We start from the raw sequence: 26,273 nt of genomic DNA, 5'->3' as shown, positions 1-26,273 counted from the left end.
GTTCGATTCCGTCCTGAGCCACCTTATTTAATTTAAATTAATATTCATATATAGATATGGCGATTGTGGCGAAGTGGTTAACGCACCTGATTGTGGTTCAGGCATTCGTGGGTTCGATTCCCATCAGTCGCCCCATTTTTTTGCGGGTGTAGTTTAGTGGTAAAACCTCAGCCTTCCAAGCTGATGATGAGAGTTCGATTCTCTTCACCCGCTCCATAAGGGCCTATAGCTCAGCTGGTTAGAGCGCACGCCTGATAAGCGTGAGGTCGGTGGTTCGAGTCCACTTAGGCCCATTTTTTATATTATTCCGCAGTAGCTCAGTGGTAGAGCACTCGGCTGTTAACCGAGCGGTCGTAGGTTCGAATCCTACCTGCGGAGCCATTTTTATGGGGAAGTACTCAAGAGGCTGAAGAGGCGCCCCTGCTAAGGGTGTAGGTCGGGTAACCGGCGCGAGGGTTCAAATCCCTCCTTCTCCGCCATAAGGCCCCTTGGTCAAGCGGTTAAGACACCGCCCTTTCACGGCGGTAACACGGGTTCGAATCCCGTAGGGGTCATAAGGAAAGCTGTTAGCAATTATGCTAACGGCTTTTTTTTATGTCCATGGAACCCAGGTATTTAATTCAAATGTACTTTTGAATTACTATATTATCAATACATCAAGCAGCATGCACTAAGAAGGAAGTAAGAGGTTCAAAAAGTAACTAAGATATGATTTCCCGGTCAGTGGTATAAGCAAAAAATCATTCAAAAAAATATGTGCCCGGTTATGAGGGGCAAAGGTAAAACCGGTAACATAAAGAAGAGATATGTGCCCCGTTATGAGAGTCTAGTTCAAAACCGGTAACAAAAAGAAGAAATATGTGCCCCGTTATGAGAGTCTAGTTCAAAACCGGTAACATAAAGAAGAGATATATACCGGTGATGAGGGCCAAGGTCAAAACGGGTGACCTAAAAAAGAGGTAGGTAACCGGTCTCAGTGGGTAGAAAGAGAAATCCCGTCACATAAAGCAGTGATGGGGGTTCATTATAATGTCCGAAGAAGAGAGAGTGAAGCCACATAATACGTGTTACTTAACAGATCAATCAAATTGCCCTTACCTAGCTATCCACACACAATACTGTGCTAGCTCCACATCATAACAAATCCAACCTAGTATCCTCACCTAAACTTAGAATCACGATCCAATCACTTCCCCGTTAAGATGAAAACGTTATCAACCAAAAACATTTTTTCTGCTATTTTCTCTATCAAACCTAGGAAATTCAATAAAACCTTCTAATGAATCATTATTCAATTTCATTTTTCGTTCTCCATATTTCGCGTAATTGGAAGATTTAGTACATTAAAGCGCTACCATTTAGTTGAATTTGTCGAATTTGCTAAATTTATAACTATTATTGTCGAAATATTAAAAAAATGTTTACAAGGAATTTCGGATGGTAACTAGAATACTACTGAAAAGGGGCGTTTTCATAAGTTTTGCAGAAGGCAGGTGGAAGGATCTTGGTGATAAATCCTACAGAGTTTGAATTGCATTTGTTCCATGAAGGGAATCTGTTCCAAAGCTACAATTTATTTGGAGCACATGTCATTAAAAGTGGAACTGAAACATATACTCGATTTTGTGTGTGGGCTCCAAATGCGGCTCAGGTAAGGCTTACAGGTAATTTTAATAATTGGGATGGGAATGGCTATGAGTTTCATAAAGTCAATCAGGAGGGGGTCTGGCAGCTCGCTCATGAGGGTGATTTGACCGGCGCCATTTATAAATATGAGATTGTGACAGCATCAGGTGAGCGATTACTCAAATCTGATCCTTATGCATTTTTCTCAGAAGTAAGGCCAAATACGGCTTCGATTGTCTACCCAATGGACGGCTATAAATGGAATGACCAGAAATGGCTGCAAAAGCGTGAAAAGAGGAGCACACTTGGCGAGCCGATGTTCATCTATGAACTGCATCTGGGTTCCTGGAAGAAGCATGATAATGGTACGTTTCATACATACCGTGAGTTTGTTGATGAGTTGATTCCATATATTATTTCGCACGGATACACACATATTGAATTATTGCCTCTAACTGAGCATCCGCTCGATATCTCCTGGGGCTATCAATCCACAGGTTATTTTTCGGTTACGAGCCGCTATGGAACGCCTCATGAATTCATGTATTTCGTTGATATGTGCCACCAAAACGGCATCGGGGTCATCCTTGATTGGATTCCGGGGCATTTTTGCAAAGATGCGCACGGGCTGTACAAATTTGATGGCAGCTATGTATTTGAATATCAGCGTGAGAATGATCGTGAGAACCAGGTTTGGGGAACAGCCAATTTCGATCTGGGAAAAACAGAGGTACAGAGCTTCCTGATTTCGAGTGCGCTTTTCTGGATGGAAAAATACCATATCGACGGCTTCAGGGTGGATGCCGTGGCGAATATCATCTACTGGCCGAATTCAATCCAGGCTGCGAACCAGTATGGAGTGGAATTTTTAAAGAAGCTGAACAAAGCGGTCAAAGATTATGAGCCGGGAGCGCTGATGATTGCGGAGGATTCGACTGACTGGCCGCAGGTGACGGCTCCTGTGGAGTATGGCGGTCTTGGTTTTACATACAAGTGGAATATGGGATGGATGAATGACACTTTGAAGTATATGGAGGAAGAATCCCATAACAGGAAGCATATACATGATAAGGTTACCTTTTCGCTGCTTTATGCATTTTCAGAGAATTTTGTCCTGCCTTTTTCACATGATGAGGTTGTTCACGGGAAGAAATCGCTTCTTGATAAGATGCCGGGCGATTACTGGCAAAAGTTCGCACAGCTTAGACTATTGCTAGGTTTCATGACAGCTCATCCAGGCAAGAAGCTGACATTCATGGGGACAGAATTTGGGCAGTTTTCGGAATGGAAGGACAAGGAGCAGCTTGACTGGAATCTGCTCGATTATGAAATGCATGAAAAGATGAACCATTACAATAAGGAACTTATCAAATTGTATAAGCGGTCAAAGCCGTTGTATGAGGTCGACCAAAGTTATGAAGGCTTTGAGTGGGTCGATGCTGATAACCGGGACCAGTCGATTTTTTCTTTTATCAGGAAAGGAAAGAATGCTGAAGAACTTCTGGTCATCGTTTGCAATTTTACAGAGAAAGTATATAGCGATTATCGAATCGGGGTACCGAAGCCTGGCGAATATCGGGAAGTTTTGAACAGCGATGCTACAGACTTTGGCGGTTCAGGCGTTATTAATAAAAAAGTTTTGAAAGCTGAAGAAATAGGCTTCCATGGAAGGCCATATTCTATAGAGATGAGCATTTCTCCATTCGGAATCTCAGTTTTACGTCCTGTTATAAAAAGAAAGGGGAGAAACAATCATGCAAAAGAAGAAATGCGTAGCAATGCTGTTGGCAGGAGGAAAAGGAAGCCGACTGCACTCACTGACGAAGAATCTCGCTAAACCAGCTGTCCCTTTTGGAGGCAAATACCGGATCATCGATTTTCCATTAAGCAACTGTACGAACTCAGGCATCCATACGGTAGGTGTTTTAACGCAATACCAGCCACTTTTGCTCAATTCCTATATTGGTATCGGCAGCGCCTGGGACCTCGATAGGAAGGATGGTGGTGTCACTGTGCTGCCGCCTTATGCCGAGAGCTCAGAAGTGAAATGGTATTCAGGTACGGCAAGCGCCATTTTCCAGAACCTGAACTATCTCGATCAGTATAATCCTGAGTACGTCCTGATTCTCTCCGGGGACCATATTTATAAAATGAATTATGAATTGATGCTCAATTACCATACCGAAAAAGGAGCCGATGTAACAATCTCGGTCATTGAGGTTCCATGGGAAGAGACGAATCGCTTTGGCATCATGAATACAGATTCTGATCTGAGGATTACTGAATTTGAGGAAAAACCGGATGTGGCGAAAAATAATCTCGCTTCAATGGGGATTTATATTTTTAAATGGAGCGTTTTAAGGGAATATCTGATAAGGGATGACCAGAATCCAGAATCCAGCCATGATTTCGGCAAGGATATCATTCCTCTGTTAATCGAAGAAAATATGAACTTATTTGCCTATCCTTTTAAAGGTTACTGGAAAGATGTTGGGACTGTTCAAAGTCTTTGGGAAGCAAATATGGATTTATTGGATAAAAATTGTGAGCTGAACTTGTTTGATCATTCGTGGCGAATCTACTCTGTCAATCCGAATCAGCCGCCGCAATATATTTGCCCAGAAGGAGAAGTATCAGAGTCGCTGGTCAATGAGGGCTGCAAGATTGAAGGGGAGGTTTCCAGAACAGTCGTTTTCCAGGGAGTGACCGTGAAAAAGGGGGCTGTTGTAAAGGAAACTGTTATCATGCCGGATGCTGTAATCGGACACAACTGTGTGATCGAAAAGGCGATTGTATCCCCAGGAGTCTATGTGCCGGATGGAACAATCATCAAGCCTGGCGAGAGGGCGAATGACATAACATTAGTATCTGAAGAAACAATCGGAGAATTGCAATCCAATTGAACCGATTCGGGAGGAAAAAGAAATGAACAAACAATTATTGGGAGTAATAGATGCGACAACGGTTCACGAAGATTTGCATGAACTGTCCATTCACCGTTCGGTGGCAGCGATCCCTTTTGGAGGAAGATACAGGCTGATTGACTTTATCCTTTCAAATATGGTCAACTCTGGTATCCAGAGCGTGGCTATTTTTCCTAAATTCCAATACAGGTCGCTGATGGACCATTTAGGGTCAGGGAGGAACTGGGATCTAAACCGAAAAAGGGATGGACTATTTTTCTTCCCTGCCCCTAACCTCGATAAACATTATACGGGAATCGGCACGCTCGACCACTTTGCTGACAACATTGATTTTTTTGAACGGGCTACACAGGAGTATGCATTGATTTCGAATTCTTATACTGTGTTTAATATGGATTTCCAACCGCTGCTTGATTGGCATGTCAAGTCAGGCTGTGATATCACGGAGGTCCAGAAGGAAGGAAAATCATTAGGCATATACCTTGTTAAAAAGACATTATTGATGGATTTGATCATGACGCGCAATGAAACTGGCTACTCGAATATGAGGGATGTCGCCACCGACCTGGATAGCCAGTTCCATCTCTGCTATTACAATTTTGAAGGGTACGCCTCTATGGTTGATAGTATTGAAAACTATTTCAGGACCAGCATGGACCTGATGAAGCCAGAGGTCTGGAAGGAGCTGTTCCCGAAGGATAGGCCGATCTTAACAAAGGTGAAGGATGAGCCGCCCACCCGTTACGATGTTGATGCATCAGTGAGAAATTCTATGGTTGCCAATGGCGGAATGATTGAAGGCACGGTGGAAAACAGCATCATTGCCCGCGGAGTAAAAATCGGCAAAGGGACCGTCATCCGCAACTGTATCATCATGCAAAAGACACAAATTAAGGAGAATTGTCTATTGGATTCAGTGATTGTCGATAAGGATGCAAGAATTGAAGCAGGAACAGTGATTACAGCGCCAACTGATTCACCGGCTGTTATCCGCAAAGGTTCGATCCAGGGAGTGGGGAGCAGGTCGTGAAGGTGTTATTTGCCGTATCGGAATGCGTTCCTTTCATCAAGTCAGGTGGACTGGCGGATGTAGCGGGCTCGCTTCCGAAGGAATTGAAAAAGCTAGGAGCGGATGTCAGGGTTATTTTACCGAAGTATGGATTGATTAATGATAAATTCCGTTCTGAAATGAAGAAAGTGAAAGAGTATAGTGTGCAATTAGGCTGGCGCTCGCAATATTGTGGCATTGAAACTCTTGAGCATGAAGGCGTTACTTTCTATTTCGTAGACAATGAGTATTATTTTAAACGTGATAGCCTTTACGGACATTATGATGATGGGGAACGGTTCGCGTTTTTTAACAGAGCCGTCCTTGAATTTATCGCAGAAACTGAATTCTACCCTGATGTCATTCATTGCCATGACTGGCATACAGGCATGATTCCCTTTTTACTAAGGACGGAGTACTATAAGCGGCCTGGCTACGGATTGATCAGATCCGTGTTTACCATTCATAACCTGCAGTTCCAGGGCATCTTCCCACCAGAGGTGCTTGGCGACCTGCTGCAGATTGACAGTCGTTATTTCAATGAGGAGCAGCTGGAGTTCTTCGGGAACGCCAACTTCATGAAGGGTGCATTGATTGCTGCTGACCATATTACAACCGTCAGCCCTACTTACAAAGAGGAAATCCAGACAGACTTTTATGGTGAAAAGCTGGATGGCATTCTGCGTAAAAGAAGCGAGGATCTATCGGGAATCCTGAATGGGATTGATCACGATTTATATGATCCTGAAAAGTATCCTGGATTGTTTGCAAATTTCGGAGTGGACTCACTTGAAAGAAGAGTAGAAAACAAGCTTCAAGTACAGCGTGATTTCGGTTTGCCAGAAAACGAGAATATCCCTATTGCAGCCATGATTACGAGGCTGACGAAGCAGAAGGGTCTCGATTTGGTCAGTGGAGTTTTCCATGAGATCATGGCGACCGGAATGCAGCTTGTAGTGCTGGGAACTGGCGACCCTGAGTTTGAACAATTTTTCAGGGAAATGCCAGAGCGTTACCCTGAACAGTGTGGCGTCTACATTGGTTTTGATGAGAATTTGGCGCATCAAGTCTATGCTGGCTCCGATTTGTTCCTTATGCCATCAAAGTTCGAACCATGCGGGCTAAGCCAGATGATCGCGATGCGCTATGGGTCAATTCCTGTTGTAAGAGAAACAGGCGGACTGAACGATACTGTACAGCCTTACAATGAATTTAATGGTGAAGGCAATGGATTTTCCTTTGCAAACTTTAACGCCCATGACATGTTATTTACGCTTGAACGGGCGCTGTCTTTTTACCATGAGCGCGAAAAATGGCTTAAGCTGGCGAAAAATGCTATGGAGACAGACTATAGCTGGGCACAGTCTGCCAAACAATACAAAGAATTGTATTCCGATCTCATCTCAAGGAGTGAATCGCATGTTTTCTAGTGTTCCCCAATTCAAAAATACTTTCTTGAAAAAACTCGAGATGATGTTTGGAACCAGCTTTGAAGAAAGCACGAGCCGGGAGCAGTTCCAGACTCTCGGGCATATGATCAGGGAGCATGTGAGTTCCGATTGGATCAAAACAAACGAATTATATCGTGCTGGCGCGAAAAAGCAGGTTTATTACTTGTCGATCGAATTCCTGCTGGGCCGGCTGCTGAGGCATAACCTTATCAATTTAGGCGTCGAAAAAGTGGTTTGTGAAGGGCTCAGGGACCTGGGCATCGAACTTGACCAGCTGGAAGAAATCGAGGCGGATGCCGGACTTGGCAATGGCGGTCTCGGCCGCCTTGCTGCCTGCTTCCTGGATTCCCTCGCTTCCCTTGACCTGCCTGGACATGGCTGCGGAATCCGCTATAAGCACGGTCTTTTCGAGCAAAAAATAGTCGATGGTTATCAGGTGGAGCTTCCAGAGCAATGGTTGAGGCACGGCCATGTTTGGGAAGTACGGAAGACCGATGATGCGGTCGAAGTCCCGTTCTGGGGTGAAATCGATAGCAGGATGGAAAATGGCCGGCTTGTTTTCAGGCATTTGAATGCCGAGACAATCATGGCTGTGCCTTACGATTTGCCTGTCATCGGCTACGAGACACAGACAGTCAATACGTTGAGGCTATGGAATGCCGAGCCATCAAGGTTCCCGGCAAATGCAGATATTTTTAAATACAAGAAGGATACCGAATCGGTTTCTGAATTTCTATATCCGGATGACACGCATGATGAAGGAAAAATCCTTCGTCTTAAACAGCAATATTTCCTTGTTGCCGCCAGCTTGAAGGCGATTGTGAATTCTTTTAAAAAGAAGAATAAGAGTTTGCTAGAGTTCCATGATTATGTGAGCATCCATATCAATGACACGCACCCTGCAATCGCAGTTCCAGAACTGATGAGGATGTTGATGGATGAAGAAGGCCTGGGCTGGGAAGATGCCTGGCATATCACGGTTCAGACGCTTTCCTATACGAACCATACGACACTGGCTGAGGCCTTGGAAAGGTGGCCAATCAGAATCTTTAAGCCGCTGCTGCCACGCATTTTCATGATTATCGAGGAAATCAATGAGCGCTTCTGCAAGCAGGTTTGGGAGCAGTATCCTGGCGACTGGGGCAGGGTTGAAAGCATGGCGATCATCGCACATGACGAGGTGCGTATGGCGCCGCTTGCCATAGTCGGCAGCCATAGTGTCAATGGAGTTGCACAGCTTCACACGGAGATCTTGAAAAATCGTGAGATGAACTTATTTTTTCAGTTTTATCCTGAACGATTTAACAACAAGACAAATGGGATCACCCACCGCCGCTGGCTGCTGAAAGCGAATCCGGGGTTGTCCGGATTGATTACAGATGCCATTGGGAGTGACTGGGTTTCTTCTCCACAAAAACTGGAGGAGTTAATGCGGTTTAAGGACGACTCCGCTTTCCTTGAAAAATTGCATGGAATTAAGCAGGGAAACAAAGAGCGTCTGGCAAAGCGGATTTTGGATAAAACGGGGATTCAGGTTGATACGGAATCGATTTTTGACGTACAGGTAAAAAGGCTTCACGCTTATAAGCGGCAGCTGCTGAATGTGCTGCACATCATGCATCTGTATAATGCTTTGAAAAAGGATCCTGAAGCATTGCTATATCCGCGTACATTTATTTTTGGGGCAAAGGCATCTCCAGGTTATTACTTTGCCAAGAAGGTCATTAAGTTGATTAACTGTGTGGCTGATAAGGTGAATAATGATCCGGCAACGAATGGTAAGCTGAAGGTTGTTTTCCTTGAAAACTACCGCGTCTCCCTTGCCGAGGATATTTTTCCGGCTGCGGATATCAGTGAACAAATCTCAACCGCAAGCAAAGAAGCATCCGGCACTGGGAATATGAAATTCATGATGAACGGGGCTTTGACACTTGGCACGCTTGATGGCGCCAATGTCGAAATCACCGATTTGGTCGGCAGGGAAAATATCTTCCTGTTCGGGTTGACTGCAGAGGAAGTGTTGGATTACCAGAATAATGGAGGTTACCATTCGCTCGAATATTATCACCATGATGAGCGGATTCGGGAAGTGGTCGACCAGCTCGTCAATGGATTCTTCCCAGATACCGAAAACCATTTTAATGAAATCTATGATACCTTGCTTGGCCATAACGACCAGTACTTCGTATTGAGGGATTTTGCTTCATATGCAGAGGCACACCAGGATGTCAGCCGGAGTTATTTAGATCGAAACGCATGGCTGCAAAAGAGCCTGGTTAATATCGCGAAGTCAGGTTATTTCTCCAGTGACAGGACCATTAGGGAATATGCTGACCAAATCTGGAAGGTACAATCAGCTTTAAAAGTTTAAAAAGCTTCAGGCCAAATCTGAGACGATTTGGCCTTTTTGCTATGTCGGTGGATGAAAAGCTGAACGGGAGATGAGCATGAAGGCGGATCTAGTTGGCCGAGTGAGGAATTGCGATCCCAAAAAGGACCCTGGAGAGGTTTATTTGCTTAAAGAGGACGCGGAATATAAACCGTCAGTTAGCAAGATTCTATCAGCCCAAAAACCGGCTGAAGATGTGAAAAGGTCCTATAGAAAAATTCTATAAGCCTCAAAAGTGGCTAAAGGAGCGAAAAGGTCCTATAGAAAAACTCTATAAGCCCAAAAAGTAGCTAAAGATGTGAAAAGGTCCTATAGGAAAATTCTATAAGCCCAAAAAGCGGCAGAAGGAGCGAAAAGGTCCTATAGCAAGATTCTATAAGCCCAAAAAGCGGCAGAAGGAGCGAAAAGGTCCTATAGAAAAATTCTAAAAGCCCAAAAAGCGGCTGAAGGAGCAAAAAGGTCCTATAGAAAAATTCTATAAGCCCAAAAAGCGGCAGAAGGAGCGAAAAGGTCCTATAGAAAAATTCTATAAGCCCAAAAAGCGGCCCTGGAATCAAAAAAGGTTAACAGAAAGCTTTTTAATGCCCGGAATAGATGTGGATGCTTGCGCGGGCACTCTTCTCTATAAGATCAACCAAGCTGTTCCAATCGTGATCAATACAGCACCTGCAACGGTTGATTTTGTTGGTTTTTCTTTTAAAATGATGAAGCTTAAGATCATCGTTAATACTACGCTGAATTTATCAATCGGATTGACGATGCTCACTTTGCCGATTGCCAGTGCTGCAAAATAACATAACCAAGAGAAGCCTGTTGCGGCACCTGATAGGATTAGGAATATGTAAGATTTCCTTGAGATTTTCTTAAGCTCCTTCACAGTTCCCTGGAAAAACACAATTCCCCACGCAAAAATAATGATCACGACTGTTCTGATAAATGTGGCTACATTTGAATCAACATCTTCAATCCCGATTTTTGCGAGAATATTGGTCAGGGCTGCAAATATTGCTGACATGATAGCGAGAAAAATATATGATTTGGTGTTGAAAACCTTTTTCCTCTGCTTTTTCTTCCTTTTGTCTTTTCCAATCAGCACAAAAGTTCCAATAGATATAATGACACCACCAGCGACAACAGGCATGGTTGCGGGTTCCCTTAATACTATGAAAGATAACAGAATCGTCAATACGACACTGGCCTTATCAATAGGGACTACTTTTGAAACATCCCCAATTTGAATCGCTTTAAAAAAGGCAAGCCAGGAAAGACCAGTCGTCAATCCGGAAAGGACTAGAAAGATAAATGACTTCGCAGACACTTCCATTATGTGCCCCGTTTGCCCGGTGATCACAACCATCAGGTAGGCCATGATCACAACAACGATCGTCCTGACGGCAGTTGCCAGGTTTGAATCGACATCCTTAATTCCAATTTTCGCAAGAATGGCGGTAAAGGAAGCAAATAGCGCGGCCAGTAAAGCTAAAATGATACTCATCGTTTATCACCATTTCTATTAAGGTACTCTTAGTTTGGGAATCTGCTGCAGGAATATTCTTGTCCAAAAATCGAACAATGTACGTTACCTGGGTACTGGGCATAGGATAGGTTGATAAAACCTGTGAAGGGAATGAGCTAATTGTATAACGTTCCATCCTATTCCTATCCATATTATATTGATTCTTCAGCATATAGCCCAAGATCCAGCCAAAATAGCCATCAGCAAGTACTTGAAGCGCTGCTTGCTGGAATAAAAGGGGAAGCTTCAGCAGTTGATTTTTACAGCCGCCTGGCGGAATCTGCGCCAAATCAGAGACATAAGAAAGCGATAATGAAGGCGTTAGAGGATAAACATATCCACTTAAGGCAATTTACAGATCTGTATGTCACTCTTACTGGCCAAAGGCCGCAGTATCATTTTGACCAGGTGAACTTCCAATCTTATCGAGAAGGTTTACAAAAGGCTTATGAAATAGAAGTTGAGGATTACCAGGCATATCGAAACAGCTATTTGCTGACCCAAAATCTGCCCGTGGGCAATGTATTTTTCCGAGCATTCGCTGATGAATTAGAGCATGCAACAAGATTAGAATGTCTGCGGCAAGAGACAGGTACCCGATTACAGGATTATGGAAAAGAACCGTTTACCATTAATATAGAAGAGGCAACTACGCAAAACGAGACATTCCGTACTGCCTTATGGACGGGCAGCAACCTTCAGGTGACTGTCATGAGCATTGATGTTGGTGATGACATTGGCCTGGAAGTCCACGAGACCGGTGATCAATTTATCCGTGTAGAAGAAGGTGAAGCGCTCGTACAGATGGGAGACACGAAAGATAACCTGGATTTTGAGTCTAGAGTATCTGACGATTATGCCATCATGATTCCAGAGGGCAAATGGCATAATGTTACCAATATAGGTGATACAAAGCTTAAGGTTTATGTTATTTATGCACCACCTGAGCATCCGTTCGGAACAGTCCACGAAACGAAAGCAGATGCTGAAGCTGCCGAGTAAATATTGCAGGGATTGGGGGTGTATTTCTTCAATGGGATTGGAGGTGAATATCTCCAATCTTTTTTTGCGTTTGCAGTATAATATGAAAAACTTTTGGGCACTAATCGTGATAGTATGTATTCTTCTAAGAGGGTGTTTTAGTTGAAAAAAGAAAACAAAAATTTGTTCATCGCCGGCATCATTCTCGGTTTGGGTTTATTGGGTGCAATTGACGGGATTATTTTCCACCAACTATTGCAGTGGCACCACATGATTCTCAGCTCTAATATCCAACTGGAGATTTTCACTGATGGTTTATTCACAGCCTTATTTTCTGCAAAATTAATTTGGGGTGGCGTGAAAATTTTTCAGGATGCGCGAAAGAACCAGCTCGGGTCTAGTTGGAGAATCTTCCTTGGAGGGATATTTGTTGGCGGCGGAGCATTTAATCTCGTTGAAGGAATTGTAGATCATCATATCCTGCAAGTGCATCGGGTCAAACCATTGGCAGAAAACCCTTTGATGTACGACCTGGCATTTTTGGCGATTGGTGCTTTGTTAGTGGTCATTGGGTTTATGATCAAGCGGCTGGAACCAAATGCGTAAGGGTGAGGTGTAGAAATTGAAAAGGTTGAGGAGCTTTTTAGTCTTTTTCATACCGTTCATTGTTTTCTTTTTTTATTTTACGAGTAATAATGAACACAATCCTTCTTTGGCCAATCATATGCAGCATGAAAACGTGGAAATTCCAGAGGGAAACAAAATTCCTTCTGTGAATTTAAGTGTCACTCAGGACATGTCAGGTACATGGCTTTTAAAAGTAGATACCATTGATTTCACCTTTGCTCCATATAAAGTAGGGAGTGATGTTCCTAGTTACAATGAGGGGCACGCGCATATCTATGTTAACGGCAAAAAAATCAATCGGCTGTACGGACAATTTTACAACCTCGGCAACTTAGAGAAGGGGAAAAACGAAATAATGGTTACACTCAATTCCAATAATCACGGGACATTGGCTTATAGAGGTAAACCTATCAGTAGTAGTGTCGTAGTGGAAAACGGAAAGTGAATGGAAAGGCACACCTAGCAGAGAGATTCAATAGTTTCGCTAGCCGGGTTTATTGGTGCCCAGATTTTCGGGAAAATAAAAATTCAGGTAACCAATCGGGGTTATTGGTGACCAGATTTTCGGAAAAATAGAAATTTAGGTAACCAATTGGGGTTATTGGTGCCCTGATTTTCGGGAAAATAGGAATTTAGATCACCAATCAGGGTTATTGGTGCCCTGATTTTCGGGAAAATAGGAATTTAGGTAACCAATCGGGGTTATTGGTGCCCTGATTTTCGGGAAAATAAAAATTTAGGTAACCAATCAGGGTTATTGGTGCTCTGATTTTCGGGAAAATAAAAATTTAGGTAACCAATCGGGGTTATTGGTGCCCTGTTTTCCTGAAAAATTGAATTCAGGTCACCAATGGTCCTTAATGTTGCACTTATTTTTCAACTGAGTTTGCTTAATAAATCCCATGCAAGAAAAACAGCCTCAGTCGATAATTACTCAACTGAGGCTGTTTTTTATTCTGTATCCTTCTTTTTATTTTCGTCAATATAACTGTCTCCCTCTTTATAAGGGATATCCCCGAGCTCGGACTCGATGCCGGCTTCGTCGAGCATTTCCTCGTATTCCTCTTCGCTATCACTTTGGAACACTTGGCGGTCATCACCTTCGATATCAGTTGCACTGAAGGATTCATAGTCTTCGGTGAAGCCTCGTTCTTTTTCATTATCAATATAGAGCTTATTATAATCTTCATGATCACCTGTAAGATCAGATGGTGTTTCAGATGTTCCGAATTCAGCTACATCATTAAAGCTGTTCCTGTTGTCCGCCATTTCTTCATTTTGCCTACGGTCGAAATCTGCTTCGTGAGTATATTCAAGAACTTCTTCTTCAGCTGGGCGGTCATTTGAAAGAGTTTGTTCAGCGGAATGCTCGACACAGTATAAAGTATATGGTACTGCTTCAAGCCGTTCAAAAGGTATTTCTTTCCCGCACTCAGCACATTTTCCGTATGTGCCATCCTCGATTGCCTTGAGGGCGCTGTCGACTTTTTCAATCTGGTCATCATGATGCTCGTCCATCGCTAGATTTTTGCTGCGCTCAAACAGTTCTGTCCCGCTGTCTGCCGGATGATTATCGTATGAAGAAAGCTCTCCGGTTGCATCCCTTTGGCTGCCATCAAGATAGCCATCCTCTTCATTGTTTTCTATTTGTGAAATCAGCGTTTCTTTTTCATCTATAAGCGTTTGCTTCAATTTGCTAAGCTGGTCATTTGTCAGCATCATTACACATCCTTAGTTTTGATTCGTATCATACGTACTAAATACCCGCTTGTGATTTTGAGAAACATAGAAAAAGCTTCCGCCAAAGGCAGAAGCTTCTCAAGTGCAATTATATTAAACTGATGAAAATCCCTACTGATAAAAGTAAGCCGAAAATGGTATTGGTCTTGGCTGTTGCTGCCATAGCCGGCATCATTTGTAATGGATTTGATTTTCCGATGAATCCCTTTGTTGCTTTTACAGCCTTCGGAATGCTGAGAGCAACAATCGCCAGCCAAGGTGAAACGACACCAGAAATGATTAAGCCGATTACCCAAGCATAAGAGACAATGAACATACCTGCAAGAAGCCTGATGGCGCCTTTTCGTCCGAGCAGGATCGCCAGAGTCTTCCTGCCAAATTCCTTGTCGCCATCCAGGTCGCGAATATTATTCGCAAGCAGGATCGCACCGACAAGCAAAAAGCTAGGAAAAGAAACAAGTACACTAGTAGGAGTTACCGTGCCAGTCTGAATGTAGAAGGAAATCAGGATGATCAAGACACCCATGAAAAATCCAGCGACAAGCTCCCCGAAAGGAGTGTAGGCAATCGGCAATGGACCGCCTGTATAAAGATAACCAGCAGCCAGGGAAACGACACCTACAGCAGCGACCCACCAGCTGGTGCTCATGCAAATATAAACGCCAAGAAGGACTGAAATCCCATAAAGGCCAAACGCCAGGTTCAACACTGTTTTAGGCTTAATGCCATGGCGGACGATCGCTCCGCCGATCCCAACGGAATTTTCATTATCAAGACCGCGTTTAAAATCATAATACTCATTGAACATATTCGTTGCTGCCTGGATTAGCAGGCTTGCTATTAACATCGCGAGGAACATTCCCCAATGAATTCCACCGCTGTATTCAATCGCTAAAGCAGTTCCAAGAAGGACAGGGGCAAATGCAGCAGTTAAAGTGTGCGGCCTTGTAAGCTGCCACCAGACTCTCCAGTCTGCTCCATTGACTGCTGGTGAAGAACTAGGCTGTAGCTGTGGTTGCATAACTAATTCTCTCCCTTATATATCAATCTATCAAACCTTAATATTTTATCTAAAAGAACCAAAATTGTCAAAAAGTGCTTTCATATCTAGGCTAAATTACCTTACAATTATTAGTGTAGATATTCACATACGTACTGTCAATTAGTATTTACACGTATAATGAGGATGGATTTTCCAGATTGTCTCAGCAGTTTGCGTGTAATATATAATAAGGATATTAAAGGTTAAGAAAGCCCGCCATTATTGACATCGTGGTGTATGAGGTGTATCTTAAAATAAGCTTTAAAACGTGTAATAACAGATGAGAGGCTGTTATTGGGGGGATATTTTTGGTTGCCATTCAGGAAACGGAACTTAGACAGGGAATTCTTGATGCGATTGAGCGGGCCAAAGGGCAATCTCAGTCGATTTTGGTCAGCGAGGTCCATAAAATAGATCGTATAGATCCTTTTTATTTTTTTGCTTCAGGCAGGGAAAAGTTTTTTGGAGAACGCTTTTTCTGGAAGGATCCTGAAGGGGAACACTTCCTAACTGGATTGGGTATATGCGGACAAATACAGTCGGATCAGGGAGCTGACCGCTTTTTTCATGTTGAAAAAGAGTGGAAGCGCTTCATGGACACAGCGCTGGTTTTTAATAAGCACAATGTAAATGGAACAGGGCCAACCATGTTTGGCGGATTTACCTTTGATCCATTGAAGAAAAAGACAGGATTATGGTCAAAATTTTCCGAAGCACTTTTCCACATTCCGAAATATATGCTGACAATCGTCAAGGGAGAGGCGTACTTTACAACCAATGTAGTCTGCACCCAGCATGACGATATGTCCTTATTCGATAAAGTCACCAGGGAGCGGGAAGAGGTCCTTTCAAAGGCTATACAGAAGCCAGCACTTGCTACGCTTGATCTTAAGGATATTATTGAAATTGATCCTGAGGCATGGAAGCAGACTGTAACTGATGTTGTAGACGGTTTTGAAAGTAGCGAACTGAAGAAAGTCGTGCTTGCTCGGGAGTTGCGTCTTCATTTTACAGAGGAAGTCCAGTCAGAAAGTGTTCTGGCAAATCTCTTGGAGAATCAGCAAGAAAGCTTTACATTTGCCTTTGAATCCAATGGTGACTGCTTTATCGGAGCTTCTCCTGAACGTTTGGTCAAAAAGGATGGAGCAAGTCTGTTTTCAGCCTGCCTGGCAGGTTCGATTGCCAGGGACAGTACTCCTGAAGAAGATGAAAAACTTGGTGAGGAACTTTTAACAGACCAGAAAAACTTGATAGAGCATCAGTATGTAGTGGATATGATCAGGGGAGCGATGGAAGAAACCTGTGATCAGGTGATTCTCCCTGAACGGCCTGTATTGATGAAAATGAAATATATTCAGCATTTGTATACACCTGTAATCGGCAAGAACCGGGAAGGCACATCACTTCTTCATTTAGTAAACAGACTTCACCCGACTCCTGCACTGGGCGGGTTGCCAAAGCAGGCAGCGATCGAGAAGATTAGGGAAATTGAGCTGCTGGACAGAGGCCTTTATGCAGCACCTGTTGGGTGGATGGATTATCAGGGAAATGGTGAATTTGCTGTAGCGATCCGCTCAGGACTGATTCAGGGAAATGAGGCTTCTCTATTTGCCGGCTGCGGCATCGTGGCAGATTCAAATGCCGAAAGCGAATATAAAGAGACTAGCATCAAGTTTAGGCCGATGCTTACAGCACTTGGAGGAAAGATCACATGAGCCACCAGGAAGGATTAACAGCTTATATCGCAGCATTTGTTGCGGAATTATCCAAAACGGGAGTAAGGGATGTAGTCATCAGTCCTGGTTCGAGGTCAACGCCAATGGCACTGGTAATGGCTGAGCACCCAGACCTGCGCATCCATATACAGGTCGATGAGCGATCTGCTTCATTCTTCGCCCTTGGAATTGCGAAGGCCACACGAAAGCCTGTCGCTTTGCTTTGTACCTCAGGAACAGCTGCTGCGAATTATTATCCAGCAGTGATTGAAGCCAGTATTTCAAGGATTCCACTGATTGTTCTGACGGCAGACCGTCCGCATGAATTGCGTGATGTCGGTGCACCGCAGGCGATTGACCAGATCCATCTATACGGCAAGAATGTAAAATGGTTTGTCGAAATGGCACCGCCGGAAAAAACGGAGGATATGATTCGCTATGCCCGGACAGTTTGTGGAAGGGCAGCCGCTACCGCATCAAGCTATCCACAGGGACCGGTCCATCTGAACTTTCCATTCAGAGAACCGCTAATCCCGGTGATGGATGAAAACTTGTTCGAACTGTCTGAGCGCGTTGGTGGTTATGTAGAAATCGTGACAGGTCACCTCAGTTTATCTGATCAAACGTTTGCAGCAATCAGTCAGGATATCGAATCATATACGAAGGGGATTATTGTCTGCGGACAACTCGACAACAGCGAATTTACAGATGAAGTCATAGCCCTTGCAGACAGATTGCAATTTCCAATCGTCGCTGATCCCCTGTCACAATTGCGCAGCGGAGAACATGATGGCCATCACATTATTGATGCATATGATGCGTTTTTAAGGAATGAAGATGCGAAGGAAGCATTAAAGCCTGATGTCATCATCCGGTTTGGAGCAATGCCAATCTCAAAAGCCCTGACTATTTTTATAAAAGAAAACCGGACCGCCCGACAATTTGTTGTCGATAGCGGCGATGGCTGGCGTGAACCAACGATGTCAGCTTCTGAAATGCTATATTGCGATGAAGCTTTGTTCTGTAAAAAGATTAGCGAGGTTGTTTCACCAACAGGCAAGTCTGACTATCTGCAAAAATGGCTCACTGTCAATGAATTAGCCAAAGAACAGTTGTCTGCTATTTCTCAAGTTGAGGAGTTAAGTGAAGGGAAGCTATTCCAACAGCTCACTGAAAAGCTTCCGGAAGGCTCGACATTGTTTGTCGGCAACAGCATGCCAATCCGGGATCTTGATTCGTTCTTCTTGTTAAATAAAAAGAATATCAAGGTCATGGCAAACAGAGGAGCGAACGGGATAGACGGTATCGTCTCTACCGCACTTGGTGTAGCCAGTGTATCGCAGCCATGCTACCTTGTATTGGGCGATCTGACATTCTATCATGATTTGAACGGTTTATTGGCTTCAAAATTATATAATATCGATATCAATATTTTGCTGATCAACAATAATGGCGGCGGAATCTTCTCGTTCCTCCCTCAGGCAAAAGAACCGAAGCATTTTGAAAAACTTTTCGGTACCCCTTTGGACCTGGATTTCCGCCATGTTGTCGAAATGTACAACGGGAAATATGATTTAATCAAAGATTGGGAGCAATTTTCAGAGACTTTTGCCAAAAACCAAGAGCTTGGCGGCTTAAAAGTGATGGAAATCAGGACAACAAGGGATTCCAACCTGAAGGAACATCGAGATTTGTGGAATTCTGTTTCCCGGGAAATAACTACTATGCTAAAAGGTGACACGAAATGAAAACCATGATTAACGGCGTACGATATCATGTCGAGCAGTGCGGCGATGGTTTTCCCCTTGTGTTGCTTCATGGCTTTACAGGCGCGGCTTCTACTTGGGAGCCGTTTTGTCCTATGTGGGGAAAACACTCAACGCTATTGATGATCGATTTGCCAGGGCATGGGGAGAGTGAATCGCCAGGCGATATGGGACGATATGATATAAAAAAAGTTGCCAATGATATAAAAATGCTTTTAGACAATCTGGGGATTGAGAAAGCCGATATGCTTGGGTATTCTATGGGTGGCCGAACAGCCATTACATTTGCAAGTATGTATCCCGAAAGAATCAGGAAGTTGGTCCTTGAGAGCACTACACCTGGCCTTGAAAATCCTGCAGATCGGCAAATACGTGTCGAGCAGGATCACAAGTTGGCTGTAAAAATTGAGACAGAAGGACTAGAAAGATTCATCGACTTTTGGGAATCAATCCCGCTTTTTCAATCACAGTTGAATCTTCCAAAAGAAATAAGGGAACAAATAAGGAGTCAAAGGCTTAGGAATAATCCAGTTGGACTGGCTAACAGTCTTAGGGGGATGGGGACAGGTGTCCAGCCACCATGGTGGGACAAGCTAGCGAACTTCGAATTCGAGACTCTTTTGATTACAGGAACCCTGGATGTGAAATTCTGCAAAATAGCGGCTGATATGGCTTCAAAGCTTCCAAATGCGACACATTTGTCGATAATTGATTGTGGCCATGCAATTCATGTGGAAGAACGTGAAAAATTTGGTACAATAGTAAGTGAGTTTTTGTCGAATACATAATAGGAGGTTGTCTTGATGACAGTTGAATGGGTTTCAGAACGCAAGTATGAAGATATTCTGTATGAAACATATAATGGCATCGCCAGAATCACCATTAACCGCCCGGAAGTGCGCAATGCATTCCGTCCTAAAACGGTTATGGAATTGATCGATGCATTTGCTTATGCACGTGATGATGCCAGTGTTGGAGTAATCGTCCTGACTGGTGCTGGAGATGATGCATTCTGCTCCGGTGGAGACCAGAAAGTGCGCGGACATGGTGGATACGTTGGTGAAGACCAAATTCCTCGCTTGAATGTCCTTGACCTTCAGCGTTTGATCCGTGTGATTCCTAAGCCGGTAATCGCTCAGGTTAAAGGTTACGCAATCGGTGGGGGACATGTTCTTCATGTTGTTTGTGACCTTACAATTGCAGCAGATAACGCTATCTTCGGCCAGACTGGACCAAAGGTCGGAAGCTTTGATGCTGGTTACGGTTCAGGCTACCTTGCTAGAATCGTCGGCCACAAAAAGGCTCGCGAAATCTGGTTCCTATGCCGCCAGTACAATGCCCAGGAAGCTTTGGACATGGGTCTTGTCAACACAGTTGTACCTCTTGATCAGGTTGAAGAGGAAACACTTAAGTGGTGTGAGGAAATCCTTGAGAAGAGCCCAACAGCACTTCGTTTCTTGAAAGCTGCCATGAATGCAGACACTGATGGACTTGCTGGACTTCAGCAAATGGCAGGAGATGCAACATTGCTTTACTACACAACAGAAGAAGCGAAAGAAGGCCGCGACGCGTTCAAAGAAAAGCGCAAGCCAGACTTCGGACAGTTCCCAAGATTCCCTTGATTTATAGTTTGCACACAGCTTGATGGACATCCATCAAGCTGTTTTAGTATGTAGAGAAGAGGTGACATCCATGACTGAAACCATGCCAAACTGGCTGAAAAAGCGGGCAGATCTGTCTCCGGACCGCGAAGCACTGATTTTCGAAGGGAATACATATACATTTAAACAAGTTTTTGAAAAGGCTAAGTCCTTTGCAGCAAAGCTGGGCGTACTCGGTTTGAATAAAGGTGAAACAGCGGCGGTTTTGTTTTCCAATCAGGCGGAATCTGTGTTTATACTATACGCCTTGCAAATGGCTGGAATCAGGGCAGGTATTTTGAACAATCGCCTTACGTCCGAGGAGCTGTCATGGCAGCTTGATGACAGTGAAGCCAAAGTACTTGTATATGAGACTCGCTTCGAAGACAAAGTGTCAGAGATTGCCTCTGACATAAGAAAAATCAGTACAGTTGAATGGAGCCAGTTGCCGGAAAAGACTGTCTCTATTCTCGAAGAGTACAATTTGGACGAAGTAACGACGATCATGTATACATCAGGCACGACCGGAAATCCGAAGGGTGTCATGCAAACTTATGGCAACCATTGGTGGAGTGCGAATGCATCTGCACTCAATCTCGGTTTGCATGAACACGATAAGTGGCTTTGTACTGTGCCTATCTTCCATATCAGCGGCTATTCTATTTTGATGAGGAGCCAGATATATGGAATGCCAGTTGTTTTGCATTCTTCTTTTGAAGAAAAAAAGGTAATTGAGGATATCCAGCGATACAAAATAACCATCATGTCCGTGGTCAGCACGATGTTGCGACGGCTCCTTGATGAACTAGGTACGGGAAGATTGCCGGATTCTTTCCGCTGCATGCTGCTGGGCGGAGGGCCTGCGCCGTTGCCTTTGCTGGAAGCCTGCATCGATAAAGAAATACCTGTGTTCCAGACATATGGAATGACAGAAACATCATCACAATTTGCGACCTTGTCACCGGAATACAGCATTGAACGACTCGGTTCAGCTGGAAAAGCATTATTCCCTAACCAAATCCGGATTGTTGATGGTGATGGACAGGATGTGCCTTCAGGTGCAGAGGGAGAGATTGTAGTCAAAGGGCCGAACGTGACGATCGGGTATTTGAACCGCCCTGGTGAAACTGCTGATAAAATTCGTGATAAATGGCTTCATACAGGTGATATTGGCTATATGGACCGTGATGGATTTCTTTTTGTCCTTGACCGCCGTTCTGATTTAATCATTTCAGGTGGGGAAAATATTTATCCTGCAGAAATAGAAGGTATCCTGCTTTCACATCCTGGTGTTGCAGATGCTGGCGTGATTGGAGCGCGAGATGAGCAATGGGGACAGGTGCCTGTGGCTTTTATTGTGAAAAGTGGACCGGGAGTCTCTGCAGAAGACTTGCAGGTCATGTGTGAACAGAAACTCGCAAAATACAAGCTTCCCAAAAAATTCTACTTTGTTGAAAGCCTGCCAAGGAATGCCGCGAAAAAATTATTAAGGCGCAAACTGCGCGAGTGGCTGGAAGCGGAGGGGGATGGCATTGGACATTAAAGGGGTTAAACTATCAATCGTCAAAATGCCATTGAAACTTCCATTCACTACCCATTTAGGCTCAGTGACAGAGAGAGAAGCAATTATCGTAGAGGTTGAGGATCGTAATGGTTTTACTGGCTATGGTGAAGGTGTGGCCTTTTCATCTCCCTGGTATACGGAGGAGACCGTCCAGACTTCATACCATGTGCTGAAAGAATTTCTGATTCCGCTTTTGAGTAAAAAGGGAATATGTCATCCTGATGAAGCCTTTCTTTTATTCAGTTCGGTTCGAAGGAACCATATGGCAAAGGCAGCGCTTGAAACGGCATTATGGGATGTGCAGGCTAAGCTAGAAGGTATCCCATTATCGACCCTGATTGGCGGAACCATGGAAGCAATCCCTGCAGGTGTGGTTGTAGGCAATCCGAATCTACCAGAAGCGCTGAAACAAATAGAAGGCTATCTGGAGCAAGGATTTCAGCGGGTGAAAGTAAAAATCAGTCCGGAAGATGATTTTCAATATATCTCAGAAATTCGAAAGCAGTTCCCTGGCCTTCCGTTAATGGCGGATGCCAACTCAGCATACTCTCTGGAGGATGTGGACCGTTTAAAAGCACTGGATGAATTCGGCCTGCTGATGGTCGAGCAGCCGCTGGGCTATGACGACATCATTGACCATGCCAAACTGCAGTCTCAAATAGAGACGCCTATATGCCTTGATGAAAGCATCGTCACTTTTGACGACGCAAGAAAAGCAATCGAGCTTGGCAGCTGCAAAGTAATCAATATTAAAATTGGACGAGTGGGCGGCATAGGCGAAGCAAAGCGAATACACGACTATTGTGTTTCTAAAGGAATCCCAGTCTGGGCTGGCGGGATGATTGAATTTGGGATCTCGAGAGCACACAATATCGCTCTCGCATCGCTCCCAGGCTTTACGCTCCCAGGTGATATCTCAGGCTCAGACCGCTATTGGGAAGCAGACATAATCCAGCCGGAAATCACGGTTCATAATGGCATGGTCAAAATACCAGAGCGCCCAGGCATTGGCTTTGAACTGAATAACAAGCGCATGAAGGAAGTTACTATTTTTGAGGAACGTTTTAAATTTTAGGTCGAGGAGCACTGCTTAGGCAGTGCTTTTGTTTGTTTTAAAACTGGAAAAAATCAGCGTGAATTTCCAATTCGCTATAAAAAGTTGATTTGCGCTATAAAAGTTAAAAAGTCGCTATAAAAATTTAAAAGTCGCTATAAAAATCAAAAAGTCGCTATAAAAACGAATTTTCCGCTATAAAAAGTGTTGCCGCTCTTTTTGGTGAAGGCTTTGATCGCTATATACTATCATTTTTCGGTTAAAAAGGTACTTTTGCCTCGTAAATGACTTAAATTGATGCTAATCCCTGTGAAAAACCCTAGCTGAAAAGCACTATTTTACGATAGTGTGATTTGAATCACTTAGTCTGCCGGTGTAATATATTATAATCACTATGGGAATGAGGTAAACAAACCTCAACGAGAAGATTAATTCATAGGGGAGTGTATATTATGCTAGATCAAAAAACTATTGAGATCATCAAATCTACAGTGCCGGTTCTTGAAGTTCACGGTGAACAGATCACGACAGTATTCTATAAAACTATGTTTGAAAATCATCCAGAGCTTTTGAATATTTTTAACCATGCGAACCAGAAGCAGGGCAGACAGCAGAGAGCTTTGGCTGGAACTGTATATGCCGCTGCAAAATATATCGACAATCTTGAGGCAATCCTGCCGGTTGTGAACCAGATCGCTCACAAGCACCGCAGTCTAGGCATCCTGCCTGAGCATTACCCAATCGTTGGCAAGCACTTGCTGATTGCAATCAAGGAAGTGCTTGGCGATGCGGCTACAGACGAAATCATCAATGCCTGGGCAGATGCATACGGTGTGATTGCGGACGCGTTCATCTCTGTGGAAGCGGAAATGTATGATGCAGCGGCAAACCAAAGAGGGGGCTGGAAGGACTTCCGTCCATTCATTGTTTCGAAAAAGGTTGAAGAAAGTGAAGTCATCACATCTTTTTACCTGAAGCCTGTGGACGGAAAGGAAATTGCTTCTTTCAAGCCAGGACAGTATATCAGCGTCAAGCTTGAGATTGAAGGGGAAGACTTCACGCATATCCGCCAGTACAGCTTATCGGATGCTCCAGGAAAAGACTATTATCGTATCAGCGTTAAAAAGGAAGCTGGCATGGAGACTCCTGATGGCAAGGTATCCAACTACCTGCACAGCGGTGTGGAAGAAGGGGAAGTCCTGCAAATTAGCGCTCCTGCAGGTGATTTCTTCTTAGATACAGAAAAGGACACACCGGTTGTATTGATTAGCGGTGGTGTCGGACTGACTCCGATGGTCAGCATGCTTAACACAGTTGCAGACCTGCAGCCGGAGAAAGAAGTTACCTTCATCCATGCTGCCCAGAACGGCAAAGTCCATGCCCTTAAAGATGAAGTCGCAGCAACAGCTGCAAAAGCAAAGGTGAATTCAGTGGTATTCTACGACCAGCCAACTGAAGAAGACCGCCAGAATAACAGCTATGATGTTGAAGGCTATGTAACGAAGGAATGGCTAAAAGAAAACGTGAATCTTGAACAATCAGACTTCTATTTCTGCGGCCCGGTACCATTCATGAAAGCAATCAACGCAGCGTTAAAAGACCTTGGCGTCACAGAAGACAGAATTCACTTCGAATTCTTCGGACCAATGGCAAGCCTTGAAGCTTAACTGGCTATATAAAATAGTATCCAAAATATAATGTGAACAACGCTTGGGGATGTGAAAAACCAAGCGTTGTTTTTATAAGCTTTATCTCTCAGCATCAAAGTTAAATAAATTGGCAAGTCGTATTAACTCCTCAGAATCACCCTGCTTTTTATCCATCAACCCATCATTAGTCATATAGTATACATAATTTTTGGTAACGATATATAACGCAGCTGAACCATTTTTTGTTGTAGGTTCATGTAGGAATGCTCGTTGACCTGAAACATTTATTTCAGAGACTTTTGTTCCGTAGAGGGGATGTTCGGGAAAGAAATTACTACTCATTTCTTCAACTGACCCCGTTTCATTCTTTGTATAATGTACTGAAATAAACCTTCCTTTTGAAGTCGGGTAAAAGGCCTGTGTAAATATTTGTTCTTTACTGCCTATGTTTTCAACAGATACTGCAAGATGTGGTTCTCCTGAGATTGTATTAATCTCCTTGTAGGCATCCATTGGATACACAACATATTCCATTCCTTGCTCGGTTAAAACCGGTGTCTCTTTCCCATTGATCACTTCCATTGTATACAGCTTTTCTTTATTTGATAGCATTCCAGTGACAAAAGAATCTTCATTCCCCAATTGAATAATGAGCAAAAAAAGAAGAGAAAAAGTGAAACTTATGGTTGATACGTAACCGAAAATTTTAAAAACTCGAGCATTAACCTTTTCTTTATAAATTTGCCTCTCTAGTTTTCTCCTGACTAAATTGGCTTGCTCCTGACTCCATTCCAAATCATATTCTACTTTCTGAAGAGCACGATTATAAGTGTTCAATTCACTTTGTATGTTCATTTAACCCCGACTCCTTAATTAATCTTTTTTCCAAAGCTAACATTCCACGATGCAATGTGGACTTAACTTTACTTTCCGAACAATCCAATATTTCTGCTGTTTCGGTAATTGAAAAACCCTTGATCTTTCTAAGGATGATAACTTCCCGGTGCGATTGTTTAAGTGCACTTAGTGCTTCATGAATTTCCTTTGAACTTTCTTTAAGCTGAACCACATTTTCTGGCAATAGTTTAATGTCAATTTGAGGTTGGAATAACTCTTTAAAAAAGCGAATTGGCTTTTGTTTTCTCATGTGGTCAACAGTCACATTATGAGCGATACTGAACAACCATGTTTTTTCGCTAGAATCTCCTTTGAAAGTATGATGATATTTATAGGCCTTAAAAAATGTTTCCTGAGTTAAATCCTCAGCTTGCTGATAATCTTTTGTAAGCATAAAAATAAATTTAAAGATTGTTTGATGATACAGATTGTACCACTCATGAACATCCTCTTCCCTGTAGTCAGCCATCTAATTTCTCTCCTTGTTAATTCACTTAAATCTTAGACGTGTGGGTTAGAAAAAGGTTTTGGTTTATTTTATTATTTTTTTTATATTTTTTTAATGGCCTCTATAGCAAAAAGAAGGAGCTGGCATAGCAACTCCTTCTTAAATATAATGATACCGAAAATATTCGACTCCTTAC

At 43.4% G+C, this 26,273-nt stretch carries 20 protein-coding genes and 6 tRNA genes; 21 read left to right on the top strand and 5 right to left on the bottom strand.

Annotation, left to right across the window (positions count from 1 at the left end; translation table 11 throughout):
* Window positions 1–59 precede the first annotated feature (59 nt).
* From ACH0QE_RS14075 to ACH0QE_RS14025, 11 genes are all read left to right on the top strand, one after another.
* Window positions 60–135 (top strand) — tRNA-His (locus tag ACH0QE_RS14075).
* Between the two features lie 7 nt (window positions 136–142).
* Window positions 143–216: transfer RNA gene (locus tag ACH0QE_RS14070), tRNA-Gly, on the top strand.
* Between the two features lie 3 nt (window positions 217–219).
* A tRNA-Ile gene (locus ACH0QE_RS14065) sits at window positions 220–293 on the top strand.
* Window positions 294–306: 13 nt separating this feature from the next.
* Window positions 307–381, top strand: a tRNA-Asn gene (locus tag ACH0QE_RS14060).
* Between the two features lie 7 nt (window positions 382–388).
* Window positions 389–479 (top strand) — tRNA-Ser (locus tag ACH0QE_RS14055).
* 3 nt (window positions 480–482) lie between these two features.
* Window positions 483–554: transfer RNA gene (locus tag ACH0QE_RS14050), tRNA-Glu, on the top strand.
* 950 nt (window positions 555–1,504) lie between these two features.
* On the top strand, window positions 1,505–3,463 hold the full coding sequence (gene glgB, locus ACH0QE_RS14045; protein ID WP_415801232.1) for a 1,4-alpha-glucan branching protein GlgB: 1,959 nt from the start codon (window positions 1,505–1,507) through the stop codon (window positions 3,461–3,463).
* A complete protein-coding gene (locus ACH0QE_RS14040) occupies window positions 3,381–4,529 on the top strand; it encodes a glucose-1-phosphate adenylyltransferase (protein ID WP_415801231.1) in 1,149 nt (382 codons plus the stop codon). The genes glgB and ACH0QE_RS14040 overlap by 83 nt, the downstream gene beginning before the upstream one ends.
* A gap of 22 nt (window positions 4,530–4,551) precedes the next feature.
* On the top strand, window positions 4,552–5,580 hold the full coding sequence (locus tag ACH0QE_RS14035; protein ID WP_415801230.1) for a sugar phosphate nucleotidyltransferase: 1,029 nt from the start codon (window positions 4,552–4,554) through the stop codon (window positions 5,578–5,580).
* Entirely contained in the window at window positions 5,577–7,028 is a 1,452-nt protein-coding gene (gene glgA, locus ACH0QE_RS14030; RefSeq protein ID WP_415801229.1) for a glycogen synthase GlgA, read from the top strand. The genes ACH0QE_RS14035 and glgA overlap by 4 nt, the downstream gene beginning before the upstream one ends.
* Entirely contained in the window at window positions 7,018–9,420 is a 2,403-nt protein-coding gene (locus ACH0QE_RS14025) for a glycogen/starch/alpha-glucan phosphorylase (RefSeq protein ID WP_415801228.1), read from the top strand. The genes glgA and ACH0QE_RS14025 overlap by 11 nt, the downstream gene beginning before the upstream one ends.
* Window positions 9,421–10,060: 640 nt before the next feature.
* Here the strand turns inward: ACH0QE_RS14025 and ACH0QE_RS14020 are convergent.
* On the bottom strand, window positions 10,061–10,933 hold the full coding sequence (locus tag ACH0QE_RS14020; protein WP_415801227.1) for an EamA family transporter: 873 nt from the start codon (window positions 10,931–10,933) through the stop codon (window positions 10,061–10,063).
* A 141-nt stretch (window positions 10,934–11,074) separates the two neighbouring features.
* Between ACH0QE_RS14020 and ACH0QE_RS14015 the strand changes: the two genes are divergently transcribed.
* The 3 genes from ACH0QE_RS14015 (at window position 11,075) to ACH0QE_RS14005 (ending at window position 13,007) form a co-directional block, all read left to right on the top strand.
* Complete coding sequence (locus ACH0QE_RS14015; RefSeq protein WP_415801226.1) at window positions 11,075–11,956, top strand: cupin domain-containing protein; 882 nt, start codon at window positions 11,075–11,077, stop codon at window positions 11,954–11,956.
* 141 nt (window positions 11,957–12,097) lie between these two features.
* Window positions 12,098–12,541, top strand: a complete 444-nt coding sequence (locus tag ACH0QE_RS14010; RefSeq protein WP_415801225.1) for a DUF2243 domain-containing protein — start codon at window positions 12,098–12,100, stop codon at window positions 12,539–12,541.
* Between the two features lie 16 nt (window positions 12,542–12,557).
* A complete protein-coding gene (locus tag ACH0QE_RS14005; protein ID WP_415801224.1) occupies window positions 12,558–13,007 on the top strand; it encodes a hypothetical protein in 450 nt (149 codons plus the stop codon).
* A gap of 506 nt (window positions 13,008–13,513) precedes the next feature.
* Here the strand turns inward: ACH0QE_RS14005 and ACH0QE_RS14000 are convergent.
* Together ACH0QE_RS14000 and ACH0QE_RS13995 are read right to left on the bottom strand one after the other, a co-directional pair.
* The gene (locus ACH0QE_RS14000; protein WP_415801223.1) at window positions 13,514–14,284 is read right to left on the bottom strand and encodes a TraR/DksA C4-type zinc finger protein; all 771 of its coding nucleotides are present in this window, start codon (window positions 14,282–14,284) and stop codon (window positions 13,514–13,516) included.
* Window positions 14,285–14,390: 106 nt separating this feature from the next.
* Window positions 14,391–15,323, bottom strand: coding sequence for a 1,4-dihydroxy-2-naphthoate polyprenyltransferase (locus tag ACH0QE_RS13995; RefSeq protein ID WP_415801222.1), 933 nt, complete (start codon window positions 15,321–15,323; stop codon window positions 14,391–14,393).
* Window positions 15,324–15,652: 329 nt separating this feature from the next.
* On the opposite strand from ACH0QE_RS13995, the gene ACH0QE_RS13990 reads away from it, so the two are divergent.
* From ACH0QE_RS13990 to hmpA, 7 genes are all read left to right on the top strand, one after another.
* A complete protein-coding gene (locus ACH0QE_RS13990; protein WP_415801221.1) occupies window positions 15,653–17,059 on the top strand; it encodes an isochorismate synthase in 1,407 nt (468 codons plus the stop codon).
* The gene (gene menD, locus ACH0QE_RS13985) at window positions 17,056–18,807 is read left to right on the top strand and encodes a 2-succinyl-5-enolpyruvyl-6-hydroxy-3-cyclohexene-1-carboxylic-acid synthase (RefSeq protein ID WP_415801220.1); all 1,752 of its coding nucleotides are present in this window, start codon (window positions 17,056–17,058) and stop codon (window positions 18,805–18,807) included. The genes ACH0QE_RS13990 and menD overlap by 4 nt, the downstream gene beginning before the upstream one ends.
* Window positions 18,804–19,613 carry a 2-succinyl-6-hydroxy-2,4-cyclohexadiene-1-carboxylate synthase gene (gene menH, locus ACH0QE_RS13980; protein WP_415801219.1) on the top strand — a complete coding sequence of 270 codons (810 nt, stop codon included), beginning with the start codon at window positions 18,804–18,806 and terminating at the stop codon, window positions 19,611–19,613. The genes menD and menH overlap by 4 nt, the downstream gene beginning before the upstream one ends.
* 15 nt (window positions 19,614–19,628) lie before the next feature.
* Complete coding sequence (gene menB, locus ACH0QE_RS13975) at window positions 19,629–20,447, top strand: 1,4-dihydroxy-2-naphthoyl-CoA synthase (RefSeq protein WP_041968025.1); 819 nt, start codon at window positions 19,629–19,631, stop codon at window positions 20,445–20,447.
* 70 nt (window positions 20,448–20,517) lie between these two features.
* Complete coding sequence (locus ACH0QE_RS13970; protein ID WP_415801218.1) at window positions 20,518–22,008, top strand: o-succinylbenzoate--CoA ligase; 1,491 nt, start codon at window positions 20,518–20,520, stop codon at window positions 22,006–22,008.
* Window positions 21,998–23,104, top strand: coding sequence for an o-succinylbenzoate synthase (gene menC / locus ACH0QE_RS13965; protein ID WP_415801217.1), 1,107 nt, complete (start codon window positions 21,998–22,000; stop codon window positions 23,102–23,104). The genes ACH0QE_RS13970 and menC overlap by 11 nt, the downstream gene beginning before the upstream one ends.
* 431 nt (window positions 23,105–23,535) lie before the next feature.
* Window positions 23,536–24,750, top strand: a complete 1,215-nt coding sequence (gene hmpA, locus ACH0QE_RS13960) for an NO-inducible flavohemoprotein (protein ID WP_415801216.1) — start codon at window positions 23,536–23,538, stop codon at window positions 24,748–24,750.
* An 81-nt stretch (window positions 24,751–24,831) separates the two neighbouring features.
* Here the strand turns inward: hmpA and ACH0QE_RS13955 are convergent, their stop codons facing one another.
* The gene (locus ACH0QE_RS13955) at window positions 24,832–25,587 is read right to left on the bottom strand and encodes a hypothetical protein (RefSeq protein WP_415801215.1); all 756 of its coding nucleotides are present in this window, start codon (window positions 25,585–25,587) and stop codon (window positions 24,832–24,834) included.
* Window positions 25,571–26,098 (bottom strand): RNA polymerase sigma factor, encoded by a 528-nt coding sequence (locus ACH0QE_RS13950; RefSeq protein WP_415801214.1) that lies wholly within the window; start codon window positions 26,096–26,098, stop codon window positions 25,571–25,573. Before ACH0QE_RS13950 ends, ACH0QE_RS13955 begins: the two co-directional genes overlap by 17 nt.
* Between the last annotated feature and the right edge of the window lie 175 nt (window positions 26,099–26,273).

Origin of the sequence: Mesobacillus sp. (assembly GCF_047739415.1) — a bacterium.
In the GTDB taxonomy this organism is placed as follows: domain Bacteria; phylum Bacillota; class Bacilli; order Bacillales; family Cytobacillaceae; genus Mesobacillus.
Note: the sequence above shows the minus strand (reverse complement) of the source record. Positions and strands in the feature narration are given on the sequence as shown.

Excerpts from the sequence above, each read along its gene's own strand:
- ACH0QE_RS14040 (WP_415801231.1), top strand. The coding sequence starts at position 3,381 with ATGCAAAAGAAGAAATGCGTAGCAATGCTGTTGGCAGGAGGAAAAGGA.
- menD (WP_415801220.1), top strand. The coding sequence starts at position 17,056 with ATGAGCCACCAGGAAGGATTAACAGCTTATATCGCAGCATTTGTTGCG.
- ACH0QE_RS14020 (WP_415801227.1), bottom strand. The coding sequence starts at position 10,933 with ATGAGTATCATTTTAGCTTTACTGGCCGCGCTATTTGCTTCCTTTACC.
- ACH0QE_RS13995 (WP_415801222.1), bottom strand. The coding sequence starts at position 15,323 with ATGCAACCACAGCTACAGCCTAGTTCTTCACCAGCAGTCAATGGAGCA.
- ACH0QE_RS14025 (WP_415801228.1), top strand. The coding sequence starts at position 7,018 with ATGTTTTCTAGTGTTCCCCAATTCAAAAATACTTTCTTGAAAAAACTC.
- ACH0QE_RS14000 (WP_415801223.1), bottom strand. The coding sequence starts at position 14,284 with ATGATGCTGACAAATGACCAGCTTAGCAAATTGAAGCAAACGCTTATA.
- ACH0QE_RS14035 (WP_415801230.1), top strand. The coding sequence starts at position 4,552 with ATGAACAAACAATTATTGGGAGTAATAGATGCGACAACGGTTCACGAA.
- ACH0QE_RS13950 (WP_415801214.1), bottom strand. The coding sequence starts at position 26,098 with ATGGCTGACTACAGGGAAGAGGATGTTCATGAGTGGTACAATCTGTAT.
- ACH0QE_RS13955 (WP_415801215.1), bottom strand. The coding sequence starts at position 25,587 with ATGAACATACAAAGTGAATTGAACACTTATAATCGTGCTCTTCAGAAA.
- hmpA (WP_415801216.1), top strand. The coding sequence starts at position 23,536 with ATGCTAGATCAAAAAACTATTGAGATCATCAAATCTACAGTGCCGGTT.
- menH (WP_415801219.1), top strand. The coding sequence starts at position 18,804 with ATGAAAACCATGATTAACGGCGTACGATATCATGTCGAGCAGTGCGGC.
- ACH0QE_RS13970 (WP_415801218.1), top strand. The coding sequence starts at position 20,518 with ATGACTGAAACCATGCCAAACTGGCTGAAAAAGCGGGCAGATCTGTCT.
- menB (WP_041968025.1), top strand. The coding sequence starts at position 19,629 with ATGACAGTTGAATGGGTTTCAGAACGCAAGTATGAAGATATTCTGTAT.